The 19,657-nt window shown below is 66.9% G+C and carries 17 protein-coding genes; 10 read left to right on the forward strand and 7 right to left on the reverse strand.

Features of this window, described 5'->3' with window-relative positions; translation table 11 throughout:
• The first annotated feature begins 20 nt into the window (after positions 1–20).
• Together QO207_RS03580 and QO207_RS03585 are read left to right on the forward strand one after the other, a co-directional pair.
• Positions 21–977: a glycosyltransferase gene (locus tag QO207_RS03580; RefSeq protein WP_301531216.1), complete on the forward strand. Its 957-nt coding sequence runs from the start codon at positions 21–23 to the stop codon at positions 975–977.
• A 77-nt stretch (positions 978–1,054) separates the two neighbouring features.
• Positions 1,055–1,954, forward strand: coding sequence for a glycosyltransferase (locus tag QO207_RS03585; RefSeq protein WP_301531217.1), 900 nt, complete (start codon positions 1,055–1,057; stop codon positions 1,952–1,954).
• Here the strand turns inward: QO207_RS03585 and QO207_RS03590 are convergent.
• Both QO207_RS03590 and QO207_RS03595 read right to left on the reverse strand, forming a co-directional pair.
• Positions 1,914–3,152 carry an O-antigen ligase gene (locus QO207_RS03590; RefSeq protein WP_301531218.1) on the reverse strand — a complete coding sequence of 413 codons (1,239 nt, stop codon included), beginning with the start codon at positions 3,150–3,152 and terminating at the stop codon, positions 1,914–1,916. The genes QO207_RS03585 and QO207_RS03590 overlap by 41 nt on opposite strands.
• Positions 3,152–3,790 (reverse strand): lipopolysaccharide kinase InaA family protein, encoded by a 639-nt coding sequence (locus tag QO207_RS03595; protein ID WP_301531219.1) that lies wholly within the window; start codon positions 3,788–3,790, stop codon positions 3,152–3,154. Before QO207_RS03595 ends, QO207_RS03590 begins: the two co-directional genes overlap by 1 nt.
• 98 nt (positions 3,791–3,888) lie before the next feature.
• On the opposite strand from QO207_RS03595, the gene msbA reads away from it, so the two are divergent.
• The 6 genes from msbA (at position 3,889) to QO207_RS03625 (ending at position 12,405) form a co-directional block, all read left to right on the forward strand.
• Positions 3,889–5,706: a lipid A export permease/ATP-binding protein MsbA gene (gene msbA, locus QO207_RS03600; protein WP_301531220.1), complete on the forward strand. Its 1,818-nt coding sequence runs from the start codon at positions 3,889–3,891 to the stop codon at positions 5,704–5,706.
• A 22-nt stretch (positions 5,707–5,728) separates the two neighbouring features.
• On the forward strand, positions 5,729–6,625 hold the full coding sequence (locus QO207_RS03605; RefSeq protein ID WP_301531221.1) for a GNAT family N-acetyltransferase: 897 nt from the start codon (positions 5,729–5,731) through the stop codon (positions 6,623–6,625).
• An 86-nt stretch (positions 6,626–6,711) separates the two neighbouring features.
• Positions 6,712–8,124, forward strand: a complete 1,413-nt coding sequence (locus QO207_RS03610; RefSeq protein WP_301531222.1) for a PIG-L deacetylase family protein — start codon at positions 6,712–6,714, stop codon at positions 8,122–8,124.
• Between the two features lie 87 nt (positions 8,125–8,211).
• Complete coding sequence (gene hldE / locus QO207_RS03615) at positions 8,212–9,636, forward strand: bifunctional D-glycero-beta-D-manno-heptose-7-phosphate kinase/D-glycero-beta-D-manno-heptose 1-phosphate adenylyltransferase HldE (protein ID WP_301531223.1); 1,425 nt, start codon at positions 8,212–8,214, stop codon at positions 9,634–9,636.
• Positions 9,637–9,905: 269 nt separating this feature from the next.
• Positions 9,906–11,189 (forward strand): acyl-CoA dehydrogenase family protein, encoded by a 1,284-nt coding sequence (locus tag QO207_RS03620; protein ID WP_301531224.1) that lies wholly within the window; start codon positions 9,906–9,908, stop codon positions 11,187–11,189.
• A gap of 10 nt (positions 11,190–11,199) precedes the next feature.
• Positions 11,200–12,405 (forward strand): acyl-CoA dehydrogenase family protein, encoded by a 1,206-nt coding sequence (locus QO207_RS03625; protein ID WP_301531225.1) that lies wholly within the window; start codon positions 11,200–11,202, stop codon positions 12,403–12,405.
• Between the two features lie 255 nt (positions 12,406–12,660).
• On the opposite strand, the gene QO207_RS03630 is transcribed toward QO207_RS03625, so the two are convergent.
• From QO207_RS03630 to QO207_RS03645, 4 genes are all read right to left on the reverse strand, one after another.
• The gene (locus tag QO207_RS03630) at positions 12,661–13,572 is read right to left on the reverse strand and encodes a metal ABC transporter ATPase (RefSeq protein ID WP_301531226.1); all 912 of its coding nucleotides are present in this window, start codon (positions 13,570–13,572) and stop codon (positions 12,661–12,663) included.
• 320 nt (positions 13,573–13,892) lie between these two features.
• Positions 13,893–14,696: an aldo/keto reductase gene (locus QO207_RS03635; protein WP_301531227.1), complete on the reverse strand. Its 804-nt coding sequence runs from the start codon at positions 14,694–14,696 to the stop codon at positions 13,893–13,895.
• Complete coding sequence (locus QO207_RS03640; RefSeq protein WP_301531228.1) at positions 14,693–15,868, reverse strand: FAD-binding oxidoreductase; 1,176 nt, start codon at positions 15,866–15,868, stop codon at positions 14,693–14,695. Before QO207_RS03640 ends, QO207_RS03635 begins: the two co-directional genes overlap by 4 nt.
• Positions 15,869–16,003: 135 nt before the next feature.
• The gene (locus QO207_RS03645; protein ID WP_301531229.1) at positions 16,004–16,336 is read right to left on the reverse strand and encodes a multidrug efflux SMR transporter; all 333 of its coding nucleotides are present in this window, start codon (positions 16,334–16,336) and stop codon (positions 16,004–16,006) included.
• Between the two features lie 141 nt (positions 16,337–16,477).
• On the opposite strand from QO207_RS03645, the gene QO207_RS03650 reads away from it, so the two are divergent.
• Together QO207_RS03650 and waaA are read left to right on the forward strand one after the other, a co-directional pair.
• The gene (locus QO207_RS03650; protein ID WP_138214005.1) at positions 16,478–17,362 is read left to right on the forward strand and encodes a LysR family transcriptional regulator; all 885 of its coding nucleotides are present in this window, start codon (positions 16,478–16,480) and stop codon (positions 17,360–17,362) included.
• 174 nt (positions 17,363–17,536) lie between these two features.
• On the forward strand, positions 17,537–18,808 hold the full coding sequence (waaA, locus tag QO207_RS03655; protein ID WP_301531230.1) for a lipid IV(A) 3-deoxy-D-manno-octulosonic acid transferase: 1,272 nt from the start codon (positions 17,537–17,539) through the stop codon (positions 18,806–18,808).
• Positions 18,809–19,055: 247 nt separating this feature from the next.
• On the opposite strand, the gene QO207_RS03660 is transcribed toward waaA, so the two are convergent.
• Positions 19,056–19,649 carry a helix-turn-helix domain-containing protein gene (locus QO207_RS03660; RefSeq protein ID WP_081515496.1) on the reverse strand — a complete coding sequence of 198 codons (594 nt, stop codon included), beginning with the start codon at positions 19,647–19,649 and terminating at the stop codon, positions 19,056–19,058.
• Between the last annotated feature and the right edge of the window lie 8 nt (positions 19,650–19,657).

The raw sequence follows: 19,657 nt of genomic DNA on the forward strand, positions 1-19,657 counted from the left end.
GCGGGTTTGAAGGTGTGCGCTTGAAAGTCCTGTTCCTGGTCCAGAAAGAACAACGTGCAATCCTCGACCGTCTCTACGACGGCATCGCCGAACACTGCGAATGTGACCTGCGCTGGCTGAGCAGCGACGAGCAGGCCAACCTGCGGCGTTATTTCCGCGAGCAGGTGGACGTCGCGAAATACGACCGCATCCTGTTCTTCCTGCGCTTCAAGAAGGAAATCCGCCAGGCATCCTTCATCCGCAGCGTGCCGAACCTGGTCATCCTCGAACACGACGCCTACCAGAACTATATTCCCTGCAAGTACACCGGCAAGTTCAGCGCCCACTATCGGCGCATGCCCTGGGTGCGGGTGATCAGTTCCGGTTTCATGGTCAGCGAACGCCTGCGCCAGGAAGGCTTTGACGCAGTGTTCGTGCCCAAGGGCTATGACCAGGATCTGCTTCATGATCTGGGTCGCCCACGGGATATCGAGCTGGCTTTCGTCGGCAGCACCGGCAGCGTCGCTTACAGTGGCCGCAAGGCACTTCTGGACGAACTGGGGCAGGTGGAAAACCTGCTGGTCACCAAGACCAACTCCGGCGAGGATTACCTCAACACGCTCAATCGCATCCGCTTCTTCGTTAGCGCGGATGTCGGCATGGGCGAGTACATGATCAAGAACTTCGAGGCCATGGCCTGCGGTTGCGTGCTCTTCGCCTACGATCAAGGGGAAGAGGAAAATCGTGCGCTCGGCCTGGTGGATATGCACAACGTGGTGCTGTACCGGGATATCCCGCAACTGCGCAGCAAGCTGCAGGTGCTGCGCGCCGATGCGGGCCTTGCCGAGCGCATCGCGCAGCAGGGGCGCGAACTCGCCCGTTCGTCGTTCGGCTTCAGCCAGATCGGTGCACGGATCGTCGAGAGCATGGCCGCGCCGCTGCGTTCGCAGGAACCGGCCGGCTGGCTGGACAGGTTGCTCAGCGTGATGGGGCGGTAAGTCTTCCCGGATCAGGTGGCGTTGGCTCGACGTGTCCACGGACACGGTTTCATGTGGGTGAAGGGGAGATTGTCCAGATGCTGTCTTGCGCAGCGAATTCGGTACGACCAGATGACCAGGCGCTGGTGAGCGTCATCATCGCCTCGTATAACCATGCTCCCTATATCGAGGCCAGCATTCGCAGCGTGCTGGCCCAGACTTATCCGTTCATCGAACTGCTGGTGGTGGATGATGGCTCCACCGACGGCAGCGTCCAGCTGCTCAAGGGCCTGCAGGCCGAGCTGGGTTTCGACCTGCGCATCCAGGCCAACCAGGGCTTGTCCCGCACGCTCAATGAGTCGATCGCCCGCTGTCAGGGCAGCCTGATCGTGCCGTTCGGCTCCGACGACATCATGTTCCCCCAGCGCATCCAGCGGCAGGTCGAGCACCTGCGCGGCAAGCCGGAAGTGGGGATCTGCGCGGCCAACATCGAGATCATCGACTCCCACGGAGAGATCAAGGCCGAACGCGAGCAGGGTCACCGCTCGCTGCCGTTCCGCCGGCTGGACTTCGACGATCTGTTCCTCGATCGCAAGCCGGGGCCTATGGCGGCGACCCTGATGTTCCGCCGCGAGGCGCTGGAGAAGGTCGGCGGGTTCAATCCGGAAATCCGTCTCGAAGACGTCTACATCGAGTTGGCCATCACCCATGCCGGCTACGTCATCGATATCCTCGGCGAGGTGTTGGCCCAGTACCGCAAGCATCCGACCAATACCTACAAGAACCTGCCGTTCATGGTCGACAACATGCTGCGCACCTATTCCCAGTACCGCGACCACCCGGCCTACGAGGAAGTGGTGATGCGCTACCGCAACTCGATGTTCCTCAAGTGCGCCAACCGCGACAAGCCGCTGGCGCGCCAGTTGCTGGGGGATATCACCCTGCGTTACTGGCGGCTCAAGACTCTGCGGGGCGTCTGTCGTCTGCTGCTGAAGTGAGCTGGCGCTGTTCGAGGCGCAGTCGCACCCACTGCGCGTAGAGGAAGGCCATCGGCAGCCAGATCAGGAACCAGTGTTCCTTCGGCCGCGAGAGGAACGCCATGCCCTCGGTCAACCCGGCGCCCAGGCCGAATACCAGCCAGGTGGCGGCGATGAGCACCAGCGGCTCGTGGCGGTTCTTCCAGGCGAAAGTCATCGCGAAACCATAGAGCGTCGCCCACAGCGCCAGCCCCACTATGCCGCCGGCATAGAGGACGCCCAGCTCCATATTGTGCGGGTCGGCCAGCAGTTGGCCGGGCACCTGGATGCGGATCGGATGGCCGAATCCATGACCGAACCAGGGCTTCTCGGAAATCTGCCGCAGCGCGTCGAGCCAGATGGTCGGGCGGTGGGAGACGCCGCGCTGGGCCAGCAGGTCCGGGTAAAGCCAGATCTGCAGGGCCAGCAGGACGGCTACGGCGGCAAGCGCGAGACTGCCGCGGCGAACATTGCAGGCGACCAGCAGCCAGAGCAGGGCGGCGATCATGCCCACCAGCGGGGTACGGGAGCCGGTGGCCAGCAGCAGTACGCCCAGCACCGCGAGGGCTGCGATAGGCGCCGGATTGAGCGGCGAGCGGCTCTGGAACCAGCGCGTCAGCCAGATGGCGGCGAAGGCGCCATACACATGGGCGCTGAGCAGGGCGTTATAGAGCGCGCCGTAGCCGGAGAAACGCTGGTGCGGCAGCTTATAGCCAGCCATGGCCACGAAGTAGCCCAGCGACAGCACGGCGCTCAGCACCGCGATCCAGCAGGCGGCCCTGACTACCAGGTCCAGTCGCTGCGGGGAGCGCATCGCCACCAGGGCTACGCCAAAGAACAACAGCGCGATGAACAGTGGCCGCTTGAGCAGCGAGTCGAGCTTGTCATCCAGGTCGCCGGCCCAGGTCAGGGTCAACAGCATGTAGCAGCTGAAGGCGAGGAAGCTGAGGAACAGCGGGTTGCTCAGCAGCGACTTCCAGGGGCGCATCGAGAGCAGCAGGGCGATCAGTGTCGGTGCGGCGAAGAAGACGTAGAAGAGCCGGTGGTAGGCATTCCGCTCGCCGACCCAGAACATCCCCGTCAACAGGGCGACCAGGCCGATGGGCAGCAGGTAATGAGTGAAGAAGTTGTGGCAGCGGGCCAGGCGCCCGGTTCCGGCATCGACGACGTTGGTTCGCATCACAGGTAGGCTGAGTCCAGAATGTCCTGAGCGCGCAGGGCGCGCTCGCAGTGCGTGAGATAGGCGTCGATGACGCGCTGGTCGCGCATCAGCCATTGGCGGTCGTCGGCATAGCGCAGCATGTGGCTGAAGTTGCGCTTGCGTTGCGTGCGGCTGAGTGCGCGGCGCTGGACCTTCATATCGGAAATGTCGATCAGGCCGAGTGCGCCTTCGGGAGTCTGCACCACGTTACCCAGGTGCAGGGAGCGGAAGTAGACACCTTGGCCGTGCAGTTCGGCGATCAGTGCGCCAAGTCGCTCGCGCAGGTCGCCAGGTTCGTCATCGGCGCCGATCAGCTGGCGCAGGGTCAGCCCCGGCAGCGGATGGTAATGCACCGCATCGCGGCTGATGTCGGCGATGCGGTACACGCCGATGATCTGCGGGCAGGGGACGCGCAGCCGTTGCAGGGCTTCGGCGTTGTCGGCGAAGCGCTGGGCGTAGGGATAGATCGCCGCCGAGGAGATCAGCCGCTTGCGCCGAAAGAGTTTCAGGAAGTTGCCATCCGCCAGGCGCAGCACCTTGTCGCCGTGCTGATCGGCTTCCAGTACCTGGGCACCGGCGCGCAGCGATTGGTAGGCGGAGAGGGCGAGGTCTTGCATGGAGGCTTCCTGTTCGGGGCCGGCTATAGTAGCCCAGCCGCCGGGCAAACGAGAGCGCTGTGTTATAATCGCCGACCTTTCAAGTGTGCGATTCCTACATGCCCGGTAAAGAACCCCAGGCCCCTTCGAGCCTGAAGATCTACTTCCGACTGCTGACCTATGTGCGCCCGTACATCGGGATGTTCCTGCTCAGCATCGTCGGCTTCCTGATCTTCGCCGCGACCCAGCCGATGCTGGCCGGCATCCTCAAGTATTTCGTCGACGGCCTGGCCCATCCGGATGCCAAGCTGTTCCCCAACGCGCCCTTCGCCTGGCTGAGCGACCTCTCGCTGCTCTACGCGGTGCCGCTGCTGGTGGTACTCATCGCGGTCTGGCAGGGCGTTGGTTCCTTCCTCGGCAACTACTTCATCGCCAAGGTTTCCCTGGGGCTGGTGCATGACCTGCGCATCGCGCTGTTCAACAACCTGCTGACCCTGCCCAACCGCTATTTCGACAACAACAACTCCGGTCACCTGATCTCGCGCATCACCTTCAACGTGACCATGGTCACCGGCGCCGCCACCGACGCCATCAAGGTGGTGATCCGCGAAGGCATGACCGTGGTGTTCCTGTTCCTGTCGCTGCTCTACATGAACTGGAAGCTGACCCTGGTGATGCTGGCGATCCTGCCGATCATCGCGATCATGGTGACCAGCGCCAGCCGCAAGTTCCGCAAGCAGAGCAAGAAGATCCAGGTGGCCATGGGCGACGTGACCCACGTGTCCTCCGAGACCATCCAGGGCTACCGCGTGGTCCGCAGCTTCGGCGGCGAGCCCTACGAGCGCGAGCGCTTCCTCCGTGTGAGCAGCGAGAACACCGAGAAGAACCTGCGCATGAACAAGACCTCCGCGGTCTACACGCCCATGCTGCAGCTGGTGATCTACAGCGCCATGGCCGTGCTGCTCTACCTCGTGCTGCTGCTGCGTGGCGACGCCACCGTCGGCGACCTGGTGGCCTACATCTCCATGGCCGGCCTGCTGCCCAAGCCGATCCGCCAGCTCTCCGAAGTCAGCTCGACCATCCAGAAGGGCGTGGCCGGCGCGGAAAGCATCTTCGAGCAGCTCGACGAGCAGCCCGAGGTGGACAACGGCACCGTCGAGCGTGAGCGCGTGCAGGGCCGCCTGGAAGTGAAGAACCTCAGCTTCACCTACCCGGGCACCGACAAGAAGGTCCTCAACGACCTCAACTTCAGCGTCGAACCGGGCCAGATGGTGGCGCTGGTCGGCCGCTCCGGCAGCGGCAAGTCGACCCTGGCCAACCTGATCCCGCGCTTCTACGACCACAGCGACGGGCAGATCCTGCTCGATGGCACCGACGTCGAGGACTACAAGCTGAGCAACCTGCGCCGGCACATCGCGCTGGTGACCCAGCAGGTCAACCTGTTCAACGACAGCGTGCTGAACAACATTGCCTACGGCGACCTCGCCAGCAAACCGCGCGAGGCGGTGGAGAAGGCTGCCGAAGACGCCTTCGCCCGCGAGTTCATCGACCGCCTGGCCGAAGGCTTCGACACCGAAGTCGGCGAGAACGGCGTGATGCTCTCCGGCGGCCAGCGCCAGCGCCTGGCGATTGCCCGCGCGCTGCTCAAGGACGCCCCGGTGCTGATCCTCGACGAGGCCACCTCGGCGCTGGACACCGAGTCCGAGCGGCACATCCAGGCTGCCCTGGAGAAGGTCATGGAAGGTCGCACCACCCTGGTCATCGCCCACCGCCTGAGCACCATCGAGGCGGCGGACCTGATCCTGGTGATGGACCAGGGCCACATCGTCGAGCGTGGCTCCCACGACGAGCTGATCGCCCAGAACGGCTACTACGCACGCCTGCACGCGCGACAGTTCGCCGACGAGCCGCAAGCGCACGTCGAGCAGTCGGTATGACGCCGGAGCGGAATGCCCTGACATGCTGAATCGCCTGCGCTTGTTCCGCGAACGCGGCTGGACGCCCATCGCGGCGGCGGACTATGCCGCCGCCTGGCAGCAGTTCGGCGGCAGCGTTGCCACTCACCCCGATGTCGTCGAGCGCCTGGCGCAGCTGGCCGGTATCCCGGTGCGCTACCTGGGCTGGTTCGAGGGCGATGAATTGCGCGCCGCCGTGCCGACCTGGGGGCGCAACCTCGCGCTGTCCAAGGATGTGCTCAAGCGCGAGAGCAAGAAGGCGCTGTTCGACCTGGGCAACGCCGAGATCATCCTGCCGATTGCCGAAGGTGCGCGCATCGAACTGCGCCACCAGGTGCGCTACCTCTCCGAGCTGAACCGCGAGCAGGTCAGCGACGCCCGCGAGCAGCCCGAGCAACTGGCGATGAACCGCGCGCCGGCCGACTTCTCGAAGAAGTTCCGCTACAACCAGCGCCGCGAACAGCGCCTGCTGGAAGAGGCGGGTGGCGTGCTGCAGCCCATGAGCGAGCTGAGTCCCGAGGAACAGGCGCGCATCTATGCCGACCTGTTCCAGCGCCGCTGGGAATTCGAGGTGCCGGGCAAGGCGCGGCTCGCCGAAGTCTTCGGCCTGATGCGCGAATTCATGCGCGGCTCGCTGGTGCGCCTGGACGGCGAGCCGGTGGCGATCCAGATTCTCTACCGGGTCGAAGCCCCGAAGTGGGTCAGCGTCGAGTACATCAACGGCGGCGTCGCCCCGGAGAACCGCGACTTCAGCCCCGGCAGCGTACTCAGCTTCGTCAATACCCAGGAGGCCTGGGCCGACGCCGAGGCGCTGGGCAAGCCGCTGCGCTATTCCTTCGGCCGCGCCGACCGCGAATACAAGGACCGCTGGTGCCATCGCGTGCCGGTGTTCCAGGTCTGACGTCGGCTTTCCATTGGATCGCACGGCGGCTTCACGGGTGCGTAGGAGCGGACTCCATCCGCGATTGGCCTTGAGGGAGAATCAGCATGACCGGGCGTAAACAACAGCTGCTCAAACAGCACCGCCGCAAGAAACGCGCGGTGCTGCTCGTCGCCCTGCTGGCGCTGATCCTGCTGGGCATCTTCGCGCCCTGGTGGAGTGTGCCGCTGGCCGTGCTGCTCGGCTGGGTCGCCCACGAAGCGTGGTTCGCCGACCACCTGTTCTACTCGCCGCGCGACGACTACCGCTACGACTTCCCCGAGGGCTCCATCGCCCTGCCGGTCTCCCTCGGCCCGCACGGCCTGCATGTCGCCACCGGCGCGCTGCCGGAGAACGAGGAAACGCTGGTGCTGGAGATCGAGGTCAAGGCCTCGCTGCTCGGTCGCTGGCTCGACCCGCAGGTACTGGTCGAAGGTGTCGAGAGCGACCGCCAGGACTTCGAACGCGGCGTCAGCGGCAAGCGCTACATCAACCTCTCCGGCCAGGGCGAAGCGCTGCGCTCCGGCCAGTTGCGCATCCGCAGCCGCCACTGCCGGCTGGCGCAACAGGGCGTGCTGCACGCCTTCCACAACCCGGACTACGCCCAGCAGCGCCTGCTGATCATCGCGCCCCACGCCGACGACGCCGAGCTGGCTGCCTTCGGCCAGTACAGCCGCTGCCCTGAGGCCTGGATCGTCACCCTGACCCAGGGCGAAATCGAGGCCGAGTACTACCAGCGCCTCGGCCTGGGCAAGGCCGCCGCCGCCAAGCTCAAGGGCCGCCTGCGCACCTGGGACAGCATTGCCGCGCCGCTCTGGGGCGGCGTGCCTACCGATCACTGCGTGCAGCTGGGCTACTACTGCCTGCAACTGCCGGCCATGGCCGCCGATCCAAGCCAGGCATTCGGCTCGCGAGAGTCTGGTGATATCGATATCCGCAGTGCGCGCGGCCTCAATCCCTTCGCCTTGCCGGGCGACAGCGATGGCGCGCCGACCTGGCTCAATCTGGTGGCCGACCTCACCGCGCTGATCGAACGCATCCGCCCGGAAGTGATCCTCACCGCGCACCCGGAGCTGGACCCCCACGCCGACCATGTGCACGCCACTCAGGCGACGCTGGAGGCCATCAGTCACAGCAGCTGGAAGCCGCAGACCCTGCTGCTCTACGCCAACCATCTGGCCGACAACGACCGCTGGCCCATGGGCCCGGCCGATGGCGGCATCGCCCTGCCACCTTGTATCGAGGCATTGCCGGCCGACCCGTTGTGGAGCCCGGTACTGGATGCCGAAACCCGCATCGACAAGGCCCAGGCGCTGGCCCTGCAGCACGACCTGCAGACCCCGCTCACCGGCAAGAAGTGCCTGCGCCGGCTGATCCAGCGCGTGCTCGCCGGGCGTCAGTGGCCGGTCACCGGCGACGACGAATTCTTCCGCAAGGCGGTGCGCCGCCACGAGCTGTTCTGGGTGCGCAAAGTCCCCTAGCTGTCGCCGTGACCGCCCGGTGTTCGGCGCAAGTCGCACTGGGCGGCTATGGTATTATCCGCGGCGATTTCGACCTGCGGAGTTCCCATGAAATTGACCATGCCCCGATTCGATCAGGCCCCCGTGCTGGTGGTTGGCGACGTTATGCTCGACCGCTATTGGCACGGCGCGACCTCGCGCATCTCGCCCGAGGCGCCGGTGCCCGTGGTGCGGGTCGAGCAGCATGAGGACCGCCCCGGTGGCGCCGCCAACGTCGCACTGAACCTCGCCGCCCTCGGCGCCCCGGCCTTCCTGGTCGGCGTCACCGGCGTCGACGAAGCCGCCGACAGCCTGAGCGACAGCCTGCAGGCGGTGGGCGTGACCACCCGCTTCCAGCGCATCGCCGGCCAGCCGACCATCGTCAAGCTGCGGGTCATGAGCCGCCACCAGCAACTGCTGCGCGTAGACTTCGAGGAAGCCTTCCGCACCGACGCCGTGGCCCTGTCCGCCGACGTCGAGGCGCTGCTGGACCAGGTCCGCGTGCTGGTGCTCTCCGACTACGGCAAGGGCGCGCTGAAGAACCACCAGCAACTGATCCAGGCCGCCCGCAAGCGCGGCATCCCGGTGCTGGCCGACCCCAAGGGCAAGGACTTCGCCATCTACCGTGGCGCCAGCCTGATCACCCCGAACCTCTCCGAATTCGAAGCCATCGTCGGTCGCTGCACCGACGAGGCCGACCTGGTCGCCAAGGGCCAGCAACTGATGACCGAGCTGGAACTCGGCGCGCTGCTGGTCACCCGTGGCGAACACGGCATGACCCTGCTGCGCCCCGGCCATAGCGCCCTGCACCTGCCGGCCCGTGCCCGCGAGGTGTTCGACGTTACCGGCGCCGGCGATACCGTGATCTCCACCCTGGCCGGCGCCATCGCCGCCGGTGAAGACCTGCCGCAGGCCGTGGCCCTGGCCAACCTCGCGGCTGGCATCGTCGTCGGCAAGCTCGGTACCGCTGCCATCAGCGCCCCGGAACTGCGCCGCGCCGTGCAGCGCGAGCAGGGCTCCGAGCGTGGCGTGCTGAGCCTCGACCAGCTGCTGCTGGCCATCGAGGACGCCCGCGCCCATGGCGAGAAGATCGTCTTCACCAACGGCTGCTTCGACATCCTCCACGCCGGCCATGTGACCTACCTGGAGCAGGCCCGCGCCCAGGGCGACCGGCTGATCGTCGGCACCAACGACGATGCCTCGGTGACCCGCCTGAAAGGCCCCGGCCGGCCGATCAACAGCGTCGACCGCCGCATGGCCGTGCTCGCCGGCCTCGGTGCGGTGGACTGGGTCGTCAGCTTCTCCGAAGACACCCCCGAGCGCCTGCTCACCGAAGTCCGTCCGGACGTGCTGGTGAAGGGCGGCGACTACGGTGTCGAGCAGGTGGTCGGTGCCGATATCGTCAAGGCCTACGGCGGCGAAGTCCGCGTGCTGGGCCTGGTGGAAAACAGCTCCACCACTGCCATCGTCGAGAAGATCCGCCACCAGGGCTGATCTTTCTTTCCTGTGGCTTCCCCTCACCCTGACCCTCTCCCGGAGGGCGAGGGAACCGTTCGGTGCAGGATGAAACCACAGCGTCCGCCGGCACCGTCTGCCCCCTTTCCCTGAGGGGGAGGGCTGGGGTGAGGGGGTAACCCAGGCAGAGGTTTCCAGATCCACCTCCACTGACCGCGTTGCCAGCGACTGACGGCAAAGCGGTCATGGTCCCTGCGGCAATTTGCAGCGCATGATCGGGGCATCCACCCTCCGCGGAGCGAGATGCCATGACCACCGACGTGCAGGGCCGCGCCCTGGCCGTGCTGAACCGTGTCGCCCAGGCCGACTGGCCGGACCGACTGAAGCTGCGCAAACCCTTCGAAAGACTCCTCTACAGCGGCAGCCGCACCGGCTTCCGGCTGGCCAGCGAGCGCGCCGCCAAACAGCCCAAGACCCCACGCAAGGCCGACCCGGACGGACTGTTCGACCTGTCCCTGTCCGACGAGCAGCAGATGCTGGTGGAAATGCTCGAAGGCTTCGCCGCCGAAGTGCTGCGCCCGGCCGCCCATGAGGCGGACGCCAAGGCCAGCCTGAGCCTGGAGCTGCTGGCCCAGGCGCAGGAACTCGGCCTGACCCACTACGGCGTCAGCGAAGTGCACGGCGGCATGGCCGGCGAGCGCACCGTGGTGACCAACGCACTGATTGCTGAAGCCCTCGCCCGTGGCGACTTGAGCCTGGCTGCGGCGCTGCTGGTGCCGTTGTCGGCGGCCAACTGCATTCGTCGCTGGGCCTCCCCAGAGCAACAGGCGCGCTGGCTGCCGGCTTTCGTCGGCGAAGAGGCCGCGCCGCTGATCGCCATCGCGGTGAACGAGCCGCAGCTGCTGGCCGACCCGCTGCGCCTGTCGACCAAGGCGCGCAAGCGCGGTTCGAGCTACACGCTGACCGGCGAGAAGTGCCTGGTCGTGCGCGGCGTGGACGCGCAGAAACTGATCGTCGCGGCGGATGTCGGTGATGGCCCGGCGCTGTTCCTCATCGACACCCGCGCCAAGGGCGTCGAGGTGCGCGCCGAACCGGCCATGGGCCTGAAGGCCACTGGCACTGCGCGGGTGCGTCTCAAGGGCGTGAAGGTGCCGGCTGAACAGCGGTTGGCAGTGGAGCGCTTCGACTACCAGGCCTTCCTCGATCACACCGCGCTGGCCTGGTGCGCGCTGGCCGTGGGCACCGGGCAGGCCGCGCTGGACTACGTGATCACCTACTGCAACGAGCGCGAGGCTTTCGGCGAGCCGATCAGCCATCGCCAGGGCGTGGCCTTCATGGTCGCCGACATCGCTGTCGAGCTGGATGCCATGCGCCTGATGGTCTGGCGCGCCTGCGCGCTGGCTGAGCGTGGCCAGCCGTTCCACCGTGAGGCCTATCTGGCGAAGCTGCTCTGCGCCGAGAAGGCGATGAAGATCGGCACCGACGCGGTGCAACTGCTCGGCGGCCACGGTTTCACCCAGGAACACCCGGCCGAGCGCTGGTACCGCGACCTGCGCGCCGTCAGCCTGATGGCTGGCGGCCTGCACCTGTAAGGAGCTTTGCATGTACCTCGAGACGCCGAAGAAATTCCGCACCTTGCAGAACCAGGCCCGCCAGGTGGCGGAGAACTACCTGCGACCGATTTCGCGCAAGTACGACAAGGCCGAGCACGCCTACCCCAAGGAGCTGGACCTGCTGGCCGCGCTGCTGGACGGCATGAACGCCGGCTCGCCGGACGCCGTCGGCGCCACCTCCGCCAGCAAGCGCAAGGCTGGTGTGGAGGAGGGTGTGAAGAATGGCGGCAACCTCTCAGCCTGCCTGGGCGTGATGGAAATGTGCTGGGGCGACACCGGCCTGCTGCTGGCCATGCCGCGCCAGGGCCTGGGCAACGCCGCCATTGCCGCGGTGGCCAATGAGGAGCAGCTCAAGCGCTTCTCCGGCACCTGGGCGGCCATGGCCATCACCGAGCCGGGCTGCGGCTCGGACTCGGCGGCGATCCGCACCACCGCCACCCGCGATGGCGATCACTACCTGCTCAATGGCGAGAAGATCTTCGTCACCTCCGGCGCCCGCGCCGACGCGGTGGTGGTCTGGGCGACCCTGGACAAGAACCTCGGCCGCGCAGCGATCAAGTCCTTCGTGGTGGAGAAGGGCACGCCGGGCATGACCGTCACCCGCCTGGAGAAGAAACTCGGCATCAAGGCCTCGGACACCGCCTCCATCAGCTTCAGCGACTGCCGCGTGCCGGCCGCCAACCTGCTGGGCAACGCCGAGATCGACGTGCAGAAAGGTTTCGCCGGGGTGATGGAAACCTTCGACAACACCCGCCCGCTGGTGGCGGCCATGGCCATCGGCGTGGCCAAGGCCTCGCTGGACCGCACCCGCGAGCTGCTGAAGAAGGCCGGCTGCCGTTTCGACTATCGCCAGCCGCTGCTCAGCGCCAGCCATGCCGAAGCCACGCTGTATCGCCTGGAAGCCGAATGGGAGGCCGCGCGCCTGCTGACCCTGAAGGCCGCCTGGATGGCCGACAACCGTCTGCCCAACTCCAAGGAGGCTTCCATCGCCAAGGCCAAGGCCGGGCGGGTGGCCAACGAGGTGACGTTGAAATGCGTCGAGCTGGCCGGTGCGCTGGGTTATGGGGAGGAAGAGTTGCTGGAGAAGTGGGCGCGGGATTCGAAGATTCTCGACATCTTCGAGGGCACCCAGCAGATCCAGTTGCTGATCGTCGCGCGGCGGCTGCTGGGCAAGAGTTCCAGTCAGCTCAAGTGACGAGAGCACCCTGCGATTTGCGTTGTCCGGGGAGAGCCCCTCTCCCTAACCCTCTCCCTGAAGGGAGAGGGGACTGATTCGGCGCGACATTGAAATTCTGAGCCAGCCGGCTGACTCGGCATTCTCCTACAACGCCGAACGGCTCCCTCTCCCTTCAGGGAGAGGGCTGGGGAGAGGGCAGAACCCCGCGCAGAACTTCAAGGTGCTGCGCTTTTCCCAGCCAACCATCAGGCTGGCCGGTTTACGTTGGTGGCCTCAGGCCGTGCGCCGCCCGCTGCCGGCATTGCCGGCGGCGGGCGGCCACTGCTCCATCCATTCGCGGAAGCGGATGCGTTCCTCGCGCACGAGCCAGCCATCCTGCTCGGCAAAGCTCTCGGACAGCCACAGGCCGCGGGTGCTTGCCTTGCACAGCTCGCCCTTGCTCAGGGTGAACAGCTCGCCGGTCGGCTCGCCGTGTTCCAGCGGCAGCAGGTAGATGTCCGGGCGACGGCGGTCGAGCCGTGCCACCAGCGGGCCGCTTTCGAGTTTCTCGTCGACATGGAACAGGCTGACCTCGCGGGCATCCTTGGGCAGCTCCATGCGCAGGTCATAGACCAGCTGCAGCGACGCCGTCGGCAGGTGCACGTAGGCCTGCGGGCGCTCCAGCAGGCGCAGCGCGCCGGCCTGCACCGGGCGCGAGGCGCCGGACAGCGGGGTGAGAGAGAAGTGGCTGGTCTCGCGATAGCGCAGGATGCCCTCGTAGGGCGTCGGCAGCCAGGTGTCGCCGAAGCGCCCGCCGAGCCAGCCGTCGGCGGTTTCCACCAGGCATTCCTCGGCGACTTCCTGGATCGCGGTGAGCAGCGGCAGGTTCAGTTCGTGGGCCGGCACGTAGCCGGAAATCAGCTTGAGCACCGTGTCGCCACGGTCCTCGCGGCGCTGGCGCACCAGGATCCAGTGGTCGCGGCCCTGGTAGTTCAGGGTCAGGCGCACCGAAACGCCGAGGTTGGCCAGCTCGCTGACGAAGCGTTCGGTGCCGTTGATCTCGATGGGGCGACGCTTTTCCAGCACCTGGGCAAAGTTCAGGGGCTTGCCGAGGGTCTGGTAGGCGAGGCCTTCCGCGCTGGCTTCCACCAGCAGCGGCAGGGTCTTGAAGGCGGTCGGGTCCTTGCGGGCGAGCGTACGGGGCATGTGGGCTTCCTTCTCGTACAGGGCGCCGGGGTGCGCGGCGCGTCCTTACCTTGGTAAGCGACGCCGACGCGAACGCTGACCGTCTGGTGGGGACGGTCCGGCCGATCGTTCAATTACGGGGTCGCTACAACCTAGACAGCCTGACACCCATCCTGGTGTCATCGAAAATCAAAAGGATTTCCGGATTTTTCCCTGAAAGGCTTGGTAATTCCGAGGCTTTTGCGTGGGAATCACCGGTTGGCGACAGTTTCTGTGCCCCGCCGATTTCGCCGGGGGAGTTGGAGCATGGCACAGGAATGCGTAAGTCACATGACCGTCGATCAGCGGTCGAGGACCTCGGCGGCGATGTTCACGTTGTGTGCCAGGTGCAGCGGATTGATGGTGCCGACGATGGCGCTGGCGACGCCGGGATGCCCCAGCACCAGCTCGAAACTGGCGCGCACCGGGTCGACGCCGGGGGCAAGGGTGGCGTGGCCGCTGGCCAGGGCCTTCTTGATCAGGATGCCGCGGCCATGGGCCTGGGCGTGATCGATCACCGGCTTTTCAGCCTGCTCGTTGAGGTTGTAGGTAACCATCGCGCAGTCGCCGCGCTCCAGGGCCAGCAGGCCGCCGTCGGCGGTCTTGCCGGAGAAGCCGAAGCCGCGGATCAGCCCTTCGTCCTTCAGGCGTTCGAGGGTCGCGTAGACCTCGGTGCCGCGCAGGATGTCCAGGTCGTTGCCGTCGGAATGCACCAGCACCAGGTCGATGTAGTCGGTCTCCAGGCGCTGCAGGCTGCGCTCCACCGATCGCCGCGTGTGGGCGGCGCTGAAGTCGAACTGCGACTGGCCGCCGACGAACTCCTCGCCGGTCTTGCTGACGATCACCCACTGGTCGCGCTGGCCGCGGAGCAGCGGGCCGAGGCGCTCCTCGCTGCGGCCATAGGCCGGCGCGGTGTCGATCAGGTTGATGCCCAGCTCGCGGGCCAGCGCGATCAGGTCGGCGGCCTCACGGTCATCGGGAATACGGAAGCCGGCGGGGTACTTCACGCCCTGGTCGCGGCCGAGCTTCACGGTGCCCAGGCCGAGCGGCGAAACGTTCAGGCCGGTGCTGCCCAGTGGGCGATGCAGGTGATGCAGAGTCTTCATCCGAGCAGTTCCTCCCACACCGGGCGGGCCATGGCCGGGCGCGGCAGGTCCGGCAGCGCGGCATTTGCCTGCGGGCGAATGCCGCTCTTCTCCAGCGACTCCAGCACGCGGTCGGCGAAGTTCGGTGCCAGGGCCAGCTTGGTCGGCCAGCCGACCAGCAGCGCGCCATCCTCGGCGAGGAAGGCGCTGTCCGGGCGCAGCAGGTTGTTCTGCGAGGGCTCGGCGCGGTCCACACGCAGGGTGGCCCAGCGGGCGGCGGAAAGGTCGATCCACGGCACCAGCTTGTGCAGCTCGCGCTGTGCCTCAGCGATCTGCTCGGCCTCGTTGCGCGCCACGCCGCCGGCTTCGGCGATGTCGCCGCCCAGGTACCAGACCCAGTCGCCGTTGCTCAGCGGGTGGGTGGTGACGGTGACGCGGGGCTTCGGCCCGCCGCCGAGGCAGTGGGCGTACAGCGGCTTCAGCGTCGGCGCGGTGACCAGCACCATGTGCAGTGGGCGACGCTGCATCTCCGGGCGCTCCAGGCCCAGTTCGCGCAGCAGCGCCTCGTTGCCGGCGCCGGCGCTGAGCACCACGCGCTGGGCGCGAATCTCGCGGCCGTCCACGCGCAGGCCGACCAGCTTGTCGCCGTCGCGCAGGTCTTCGATTTGTTCGCCGGCCAGCAGGCTGTCACCGGCCAGTTCGGCCAGGCGGGCGACCAGGCTGGGTACATCCAGTACAAGCTCGGTGAGGCGGTAGGCCTTGCCCTTGAAGGCCTTGTCCTGCAGGGCTGGCGGCAGGTCGCTGCCCTTCACCTGGGCGACGCGGCTGCGCACCGCCTTGCTGGCGAAGAAGCTGGTGAGGTTGCCGGCCAGGCCGCCGGGCGACCACAGGTAGTGGGCGTCGGAGAGCAGGCGCACGCCGCGCAGGTCCACCTCACCGGTGCCGGCCAGGCAGTCGCGCCACAGCGCCGGCATGTCGGCAATGGCTTCCGAGGCGCCGGTCAGCGCGCCGTGCAGGGCGTACTTGGTGCCGCCATGGATGATCCCCTGCGAGCGCATGCTCTGCACGCCGCCCAGCGCGGTGTTCTCCACCAGCACGGTGGAAAAGCCGGCGCGCCGCAGACGGGCATTGAGCCAGAGACCGGCGATGCCGCCGCCGACGATGAGGATGTCGGTGCTCAGGGATTCGGACATGAAAGCGCCTCGCAGGGAAAAACGAAGGGCGCAGTATAACGCTTGAGGGCGGCGGCAAGCGGCAGGCTACAAGCTGCAGGTAAAAGCAAAGGGCAGTCAGAGCCCTCCCCCGTTGACGGGAGAGGGCAGGGGACCTTAATGGCCGGCGGTGCGGGAGAACAGCTGGATCACCACCACGCCGCTGACGATCATGCACATGCCGAGCACGGCCGCGGTGTCGAGCTTCTGCTGATACAGGAACAGTGCGGCGACGCTGACCAGCACGATCCCCAGGCCGGCCCAGATGGCGTAGGCGATGCCCACCGGGATGCTGCGCACCACCAGGGTGAGCATCCAGAAGGAAATGGCATAGCCGACGATAACCAGTACCAGTGGCAGGGGCGTGGAAAGTCCCTTGACGGACTTCAGCGACGCGGTGGCGACGACTTCGGCGACGATGGCAATGGCGAGGTAGAGATAGCCGGGCATGGTGGGTGCTCCCCGGAACGACACGCCGCTCGGTATGAGCGACACGCAGCTGACGTTCGATTCTGCCGCGCATTCTAGTCCGCTGGATGATGGGATAAAGTCATTGCCTATCTGTTTGTGAGATAGGTTTGGAGTTGAGCCATGCAGTGGAACCTCGACCAACTGCGACTCTTCGTCAGCGTCGCCGATCAGTCCTCCTTCTCGGCGGCCGCGCGTCAGCTGCAGCGCGTGCAGTCGGCGGTGAGTTCGTCCATCGCGCTGCTGGAGAGCGACCTGGGCGTGACCCTGTTCGAGCGCAGCAGCGGCCGCCAGCCTGTGCTGACCGCCGAAGGTCGGGCCTTGCTGGATGAAGCCCGCGAGGTGCTACGCCAATGCGAGCGCCTGGAGAGCCGGGCGCTGGCGCTGGTGCGCGGCACCGAGCCGTTGCTGCGCCTCGCGCAGGACGAGGCGATGCCCTACCAGCCGGTGCTCTCCGGCCTGCAGGCGCTGGCGCAGGAATTCCCCACTCTGGAGGTGCAACTGGCCAGCGGCGCCCAGGGCGACGTGGCGCGCAAGCTGCTGGAGCGCCGCGCCGACCTCGGCCTGCTGTTCCACCACGAAGGCATGCCCGAGCAACTGGAGCGCCAGCGCCTGGGCACCATCGAGATGGTCACCGTGTGTGGTGCCGGGCACGAACTGGCCAAGCTGGACTACGCCGACCGCCGCGAACTGGCGCGACATCGCCAGCTGCTGATGGCCCCGCAGGACAGCCACTACCCCGGTGGCGAGCAGATCAGCCCGCTGGTCTGGCGCGCCGACAGCTTCTACGCCATGGCCGAACTGCTGATGCGCGACCTCGGTTGGGCCTGGCTGCCGACCCACGTGGCGCAGTACCCGGCTTATCAGCCGCTGTTGGTGGAGCTGGCCAGCGACTGGACGCCACCGCCGCTGGTGGTGGAACTGGTCTGGCGCCGCGACGAACCGCTGGGGCCGGCAGCGAACTGGCTGGGCGAGTGCTTTGCCGAGCACTTGGCTTCGCCCGTGTGACACCGCCTGCCCCCGCGCCGATCTGCTTTTCGTAGGAGCGAGCTTGCTCGCGAATAGGGCTTTCCGGCCGCTTCAGCGTCAAGCGGTTCGCGAGCAAGCTCGCTCCTACAGAAACGGTGTCCCCTTCAGGATTGTGCGGCGGCCAAGCCCGCTAATTTGCTACTCTCCGCCGCCATGAACCGGACCCTCTATACCCTGCTGTTCCACCTGGGCCTGCCGCTGGTCGCGCTGCGCCTGTTCCTGCGTTCGCGCAAGGCGCCGGCCTATGCCCAGCGCGTCGGCGAGCGCTTCGCCATTGGCCTGCCGGCGCTCAAGCCCGGCGGCATCTGGGTGCATGCGGTATCGGTGGGCGAGAGCATCGCCGCCGCACCGATGATCCGCGCGCTGATGCAGCGCCACCCCGGCCTGCCGATCACCGTCACCTGCATGACGCCCACTGGCTCCGAGCGCATCCGCGCGCTGTTCGGCGACCAGGTGCAGCACTGCTACCTGCCCTACGACCTGCCCTGGGCGGCGGCGCGCTTCCTCGACCGCGCGCGGCCGGTGCTGGGCGTGATCATGGAAACCGAGCTGTGGCCCAACCACATCCACCAATGCGCCAAGCGCGGCATCCCGGTGGCGCTGGCCAATGCACGGCTGTCCGAACGCTCGGCGCGCGGCTATGCACGCTTTGCCGGGCTGACCCGACCGATGCTGGAAGAGATGAGCTGGATTGCCGTGCAGACCGAGGCCGAAGCCGAGCGCTTCCGCCAGCTCGGCGCGCGCCCGGACCGCGTGAGCGTGACCGGCTCGATCAAGTTCGACCTGACCATCGACCCGGAACTTCTGGCGCGCGCCGATGACCTGCGCGGCCAGTGGCAGGCGCAGCAGCGGCCGATCTGGATTGCCGCCAGCACCCATGCCGGGGAAGACGATATCGTCCTCGCCGCCCACCGCCAGTTGCTGGAGAAACACCCGGAGGCGCTGCTGATCCTGGTACCGCGCCATCCGGAGCGCTTCGGCCCGATGTTCGAGCTGTGCAATCGCGAGGGTTTCCGCACCTTGCGCCGCTCCACTGGCGAGCAGGTCACGGCGGACACCCAGGTGCTGCTGGGCGACACCATGGGCGAATTGCTGTTCCTCTATGCGCTGGCCGACGTCGCCTTCGTCGGCGGCAGCCTGGTGCCCAACGGCGGGCACAACCTGCTGGAACCGGCCGCGCTGGGCAAGCCGGTGCTGTCCGGCCCGCACCTGTTCAACTTCCTGGAGATCGCCGCGCAACTGCGCGAAGTCGGCGCGCTGCGCGAAGTGGCCGATGCGCCTTCGCTGGCGGTGGCCGTGGCGGCGCTGTGGGATGAGCCGGCTGCGGCCGAGCGCATGGCCGAGGCGGGGTTGGGCGTGATGAAGGCCAACCAGGGGGCGCTGGTGCGGTTGCTTGATGGATTGGGGCGGTTGATCAAGGGCTGATCGGGCTTCGGAGCTGGGGGATTTACCCTCTCCCTAACCCTCTCCCTGAAGGGAGAGGGGACTGATTCGGCGCGACATGACAATTCTGAGCCAGTCGGCTGACTCGGCGTCCTCCTACAACGCCGAACGACTCCCTCTCCCTTCAGGGAGAGGGCTGGGGAGAGGGGACGTTGTGCGGTACTTGGCGCTGGCAGGTTCGCGAGCAAGGACTGGGCGTCCCCCTCGGTCCTACAAGAGCGGAAGCCCCTCAGAACGTCGGCGGCGTAATCACCCAGAGCACCACGGCATCCACCTCGCCGGGGTTGCCGTAGCGGTGCGGTTCCTGGCTGGAATAGCTGAAGCTGTCGCCCTCGTTGAGCACGAAATGGCGCTCGCCCACCCATAGCTCGAAGGTGCCGCTGAGCAGGTAGCCGGCTTCCTCGCCGTCGTGGCTGTAGCTCTGCTGGCTGTAGGTGCCGGGCGGAAACTTCGAATGAAGGATTTCCAGCTGGCGGCTGGGCTGCGGGCTCAGCAGTTCGTCGACGATGCCATCCTCGTAATGAACGCTGGTGCGGGCATTGCGCCGCACCACGTAGCCGGCGTCGGCCGGGTCGACCTGCACTTCGCTGGCGAAGAACCACTGGATGGTCACGCCCAGGCTGCGGGCGATGTTGAACAGCGCCGGGATCGACGGGTAGGCCAGGTTGCGTTCCAGCTGGCTGATGTAGCCGGCGGTCAGCCCGCTCTGCTCGGCCAGCTCCGCCAGGGTCATGCCGCGCCGCTTGCGCAGGCCGCGGATGCGGGTGCCGAGGAACTGCGCTTCGGCGTTGGCGGGGGCTTCCTGCGGGGCTTTGCGGCTCATGCGGCGGT

The organism is Pseudomonas sp. CAN1 (genome assembly GCF_030462585.1).
Lineage (GTDB): Bacteria > Pseudomonadota > Gammaproteobacteria > Pseudomonadales > Pseudomonadaceae > Pseudomonas.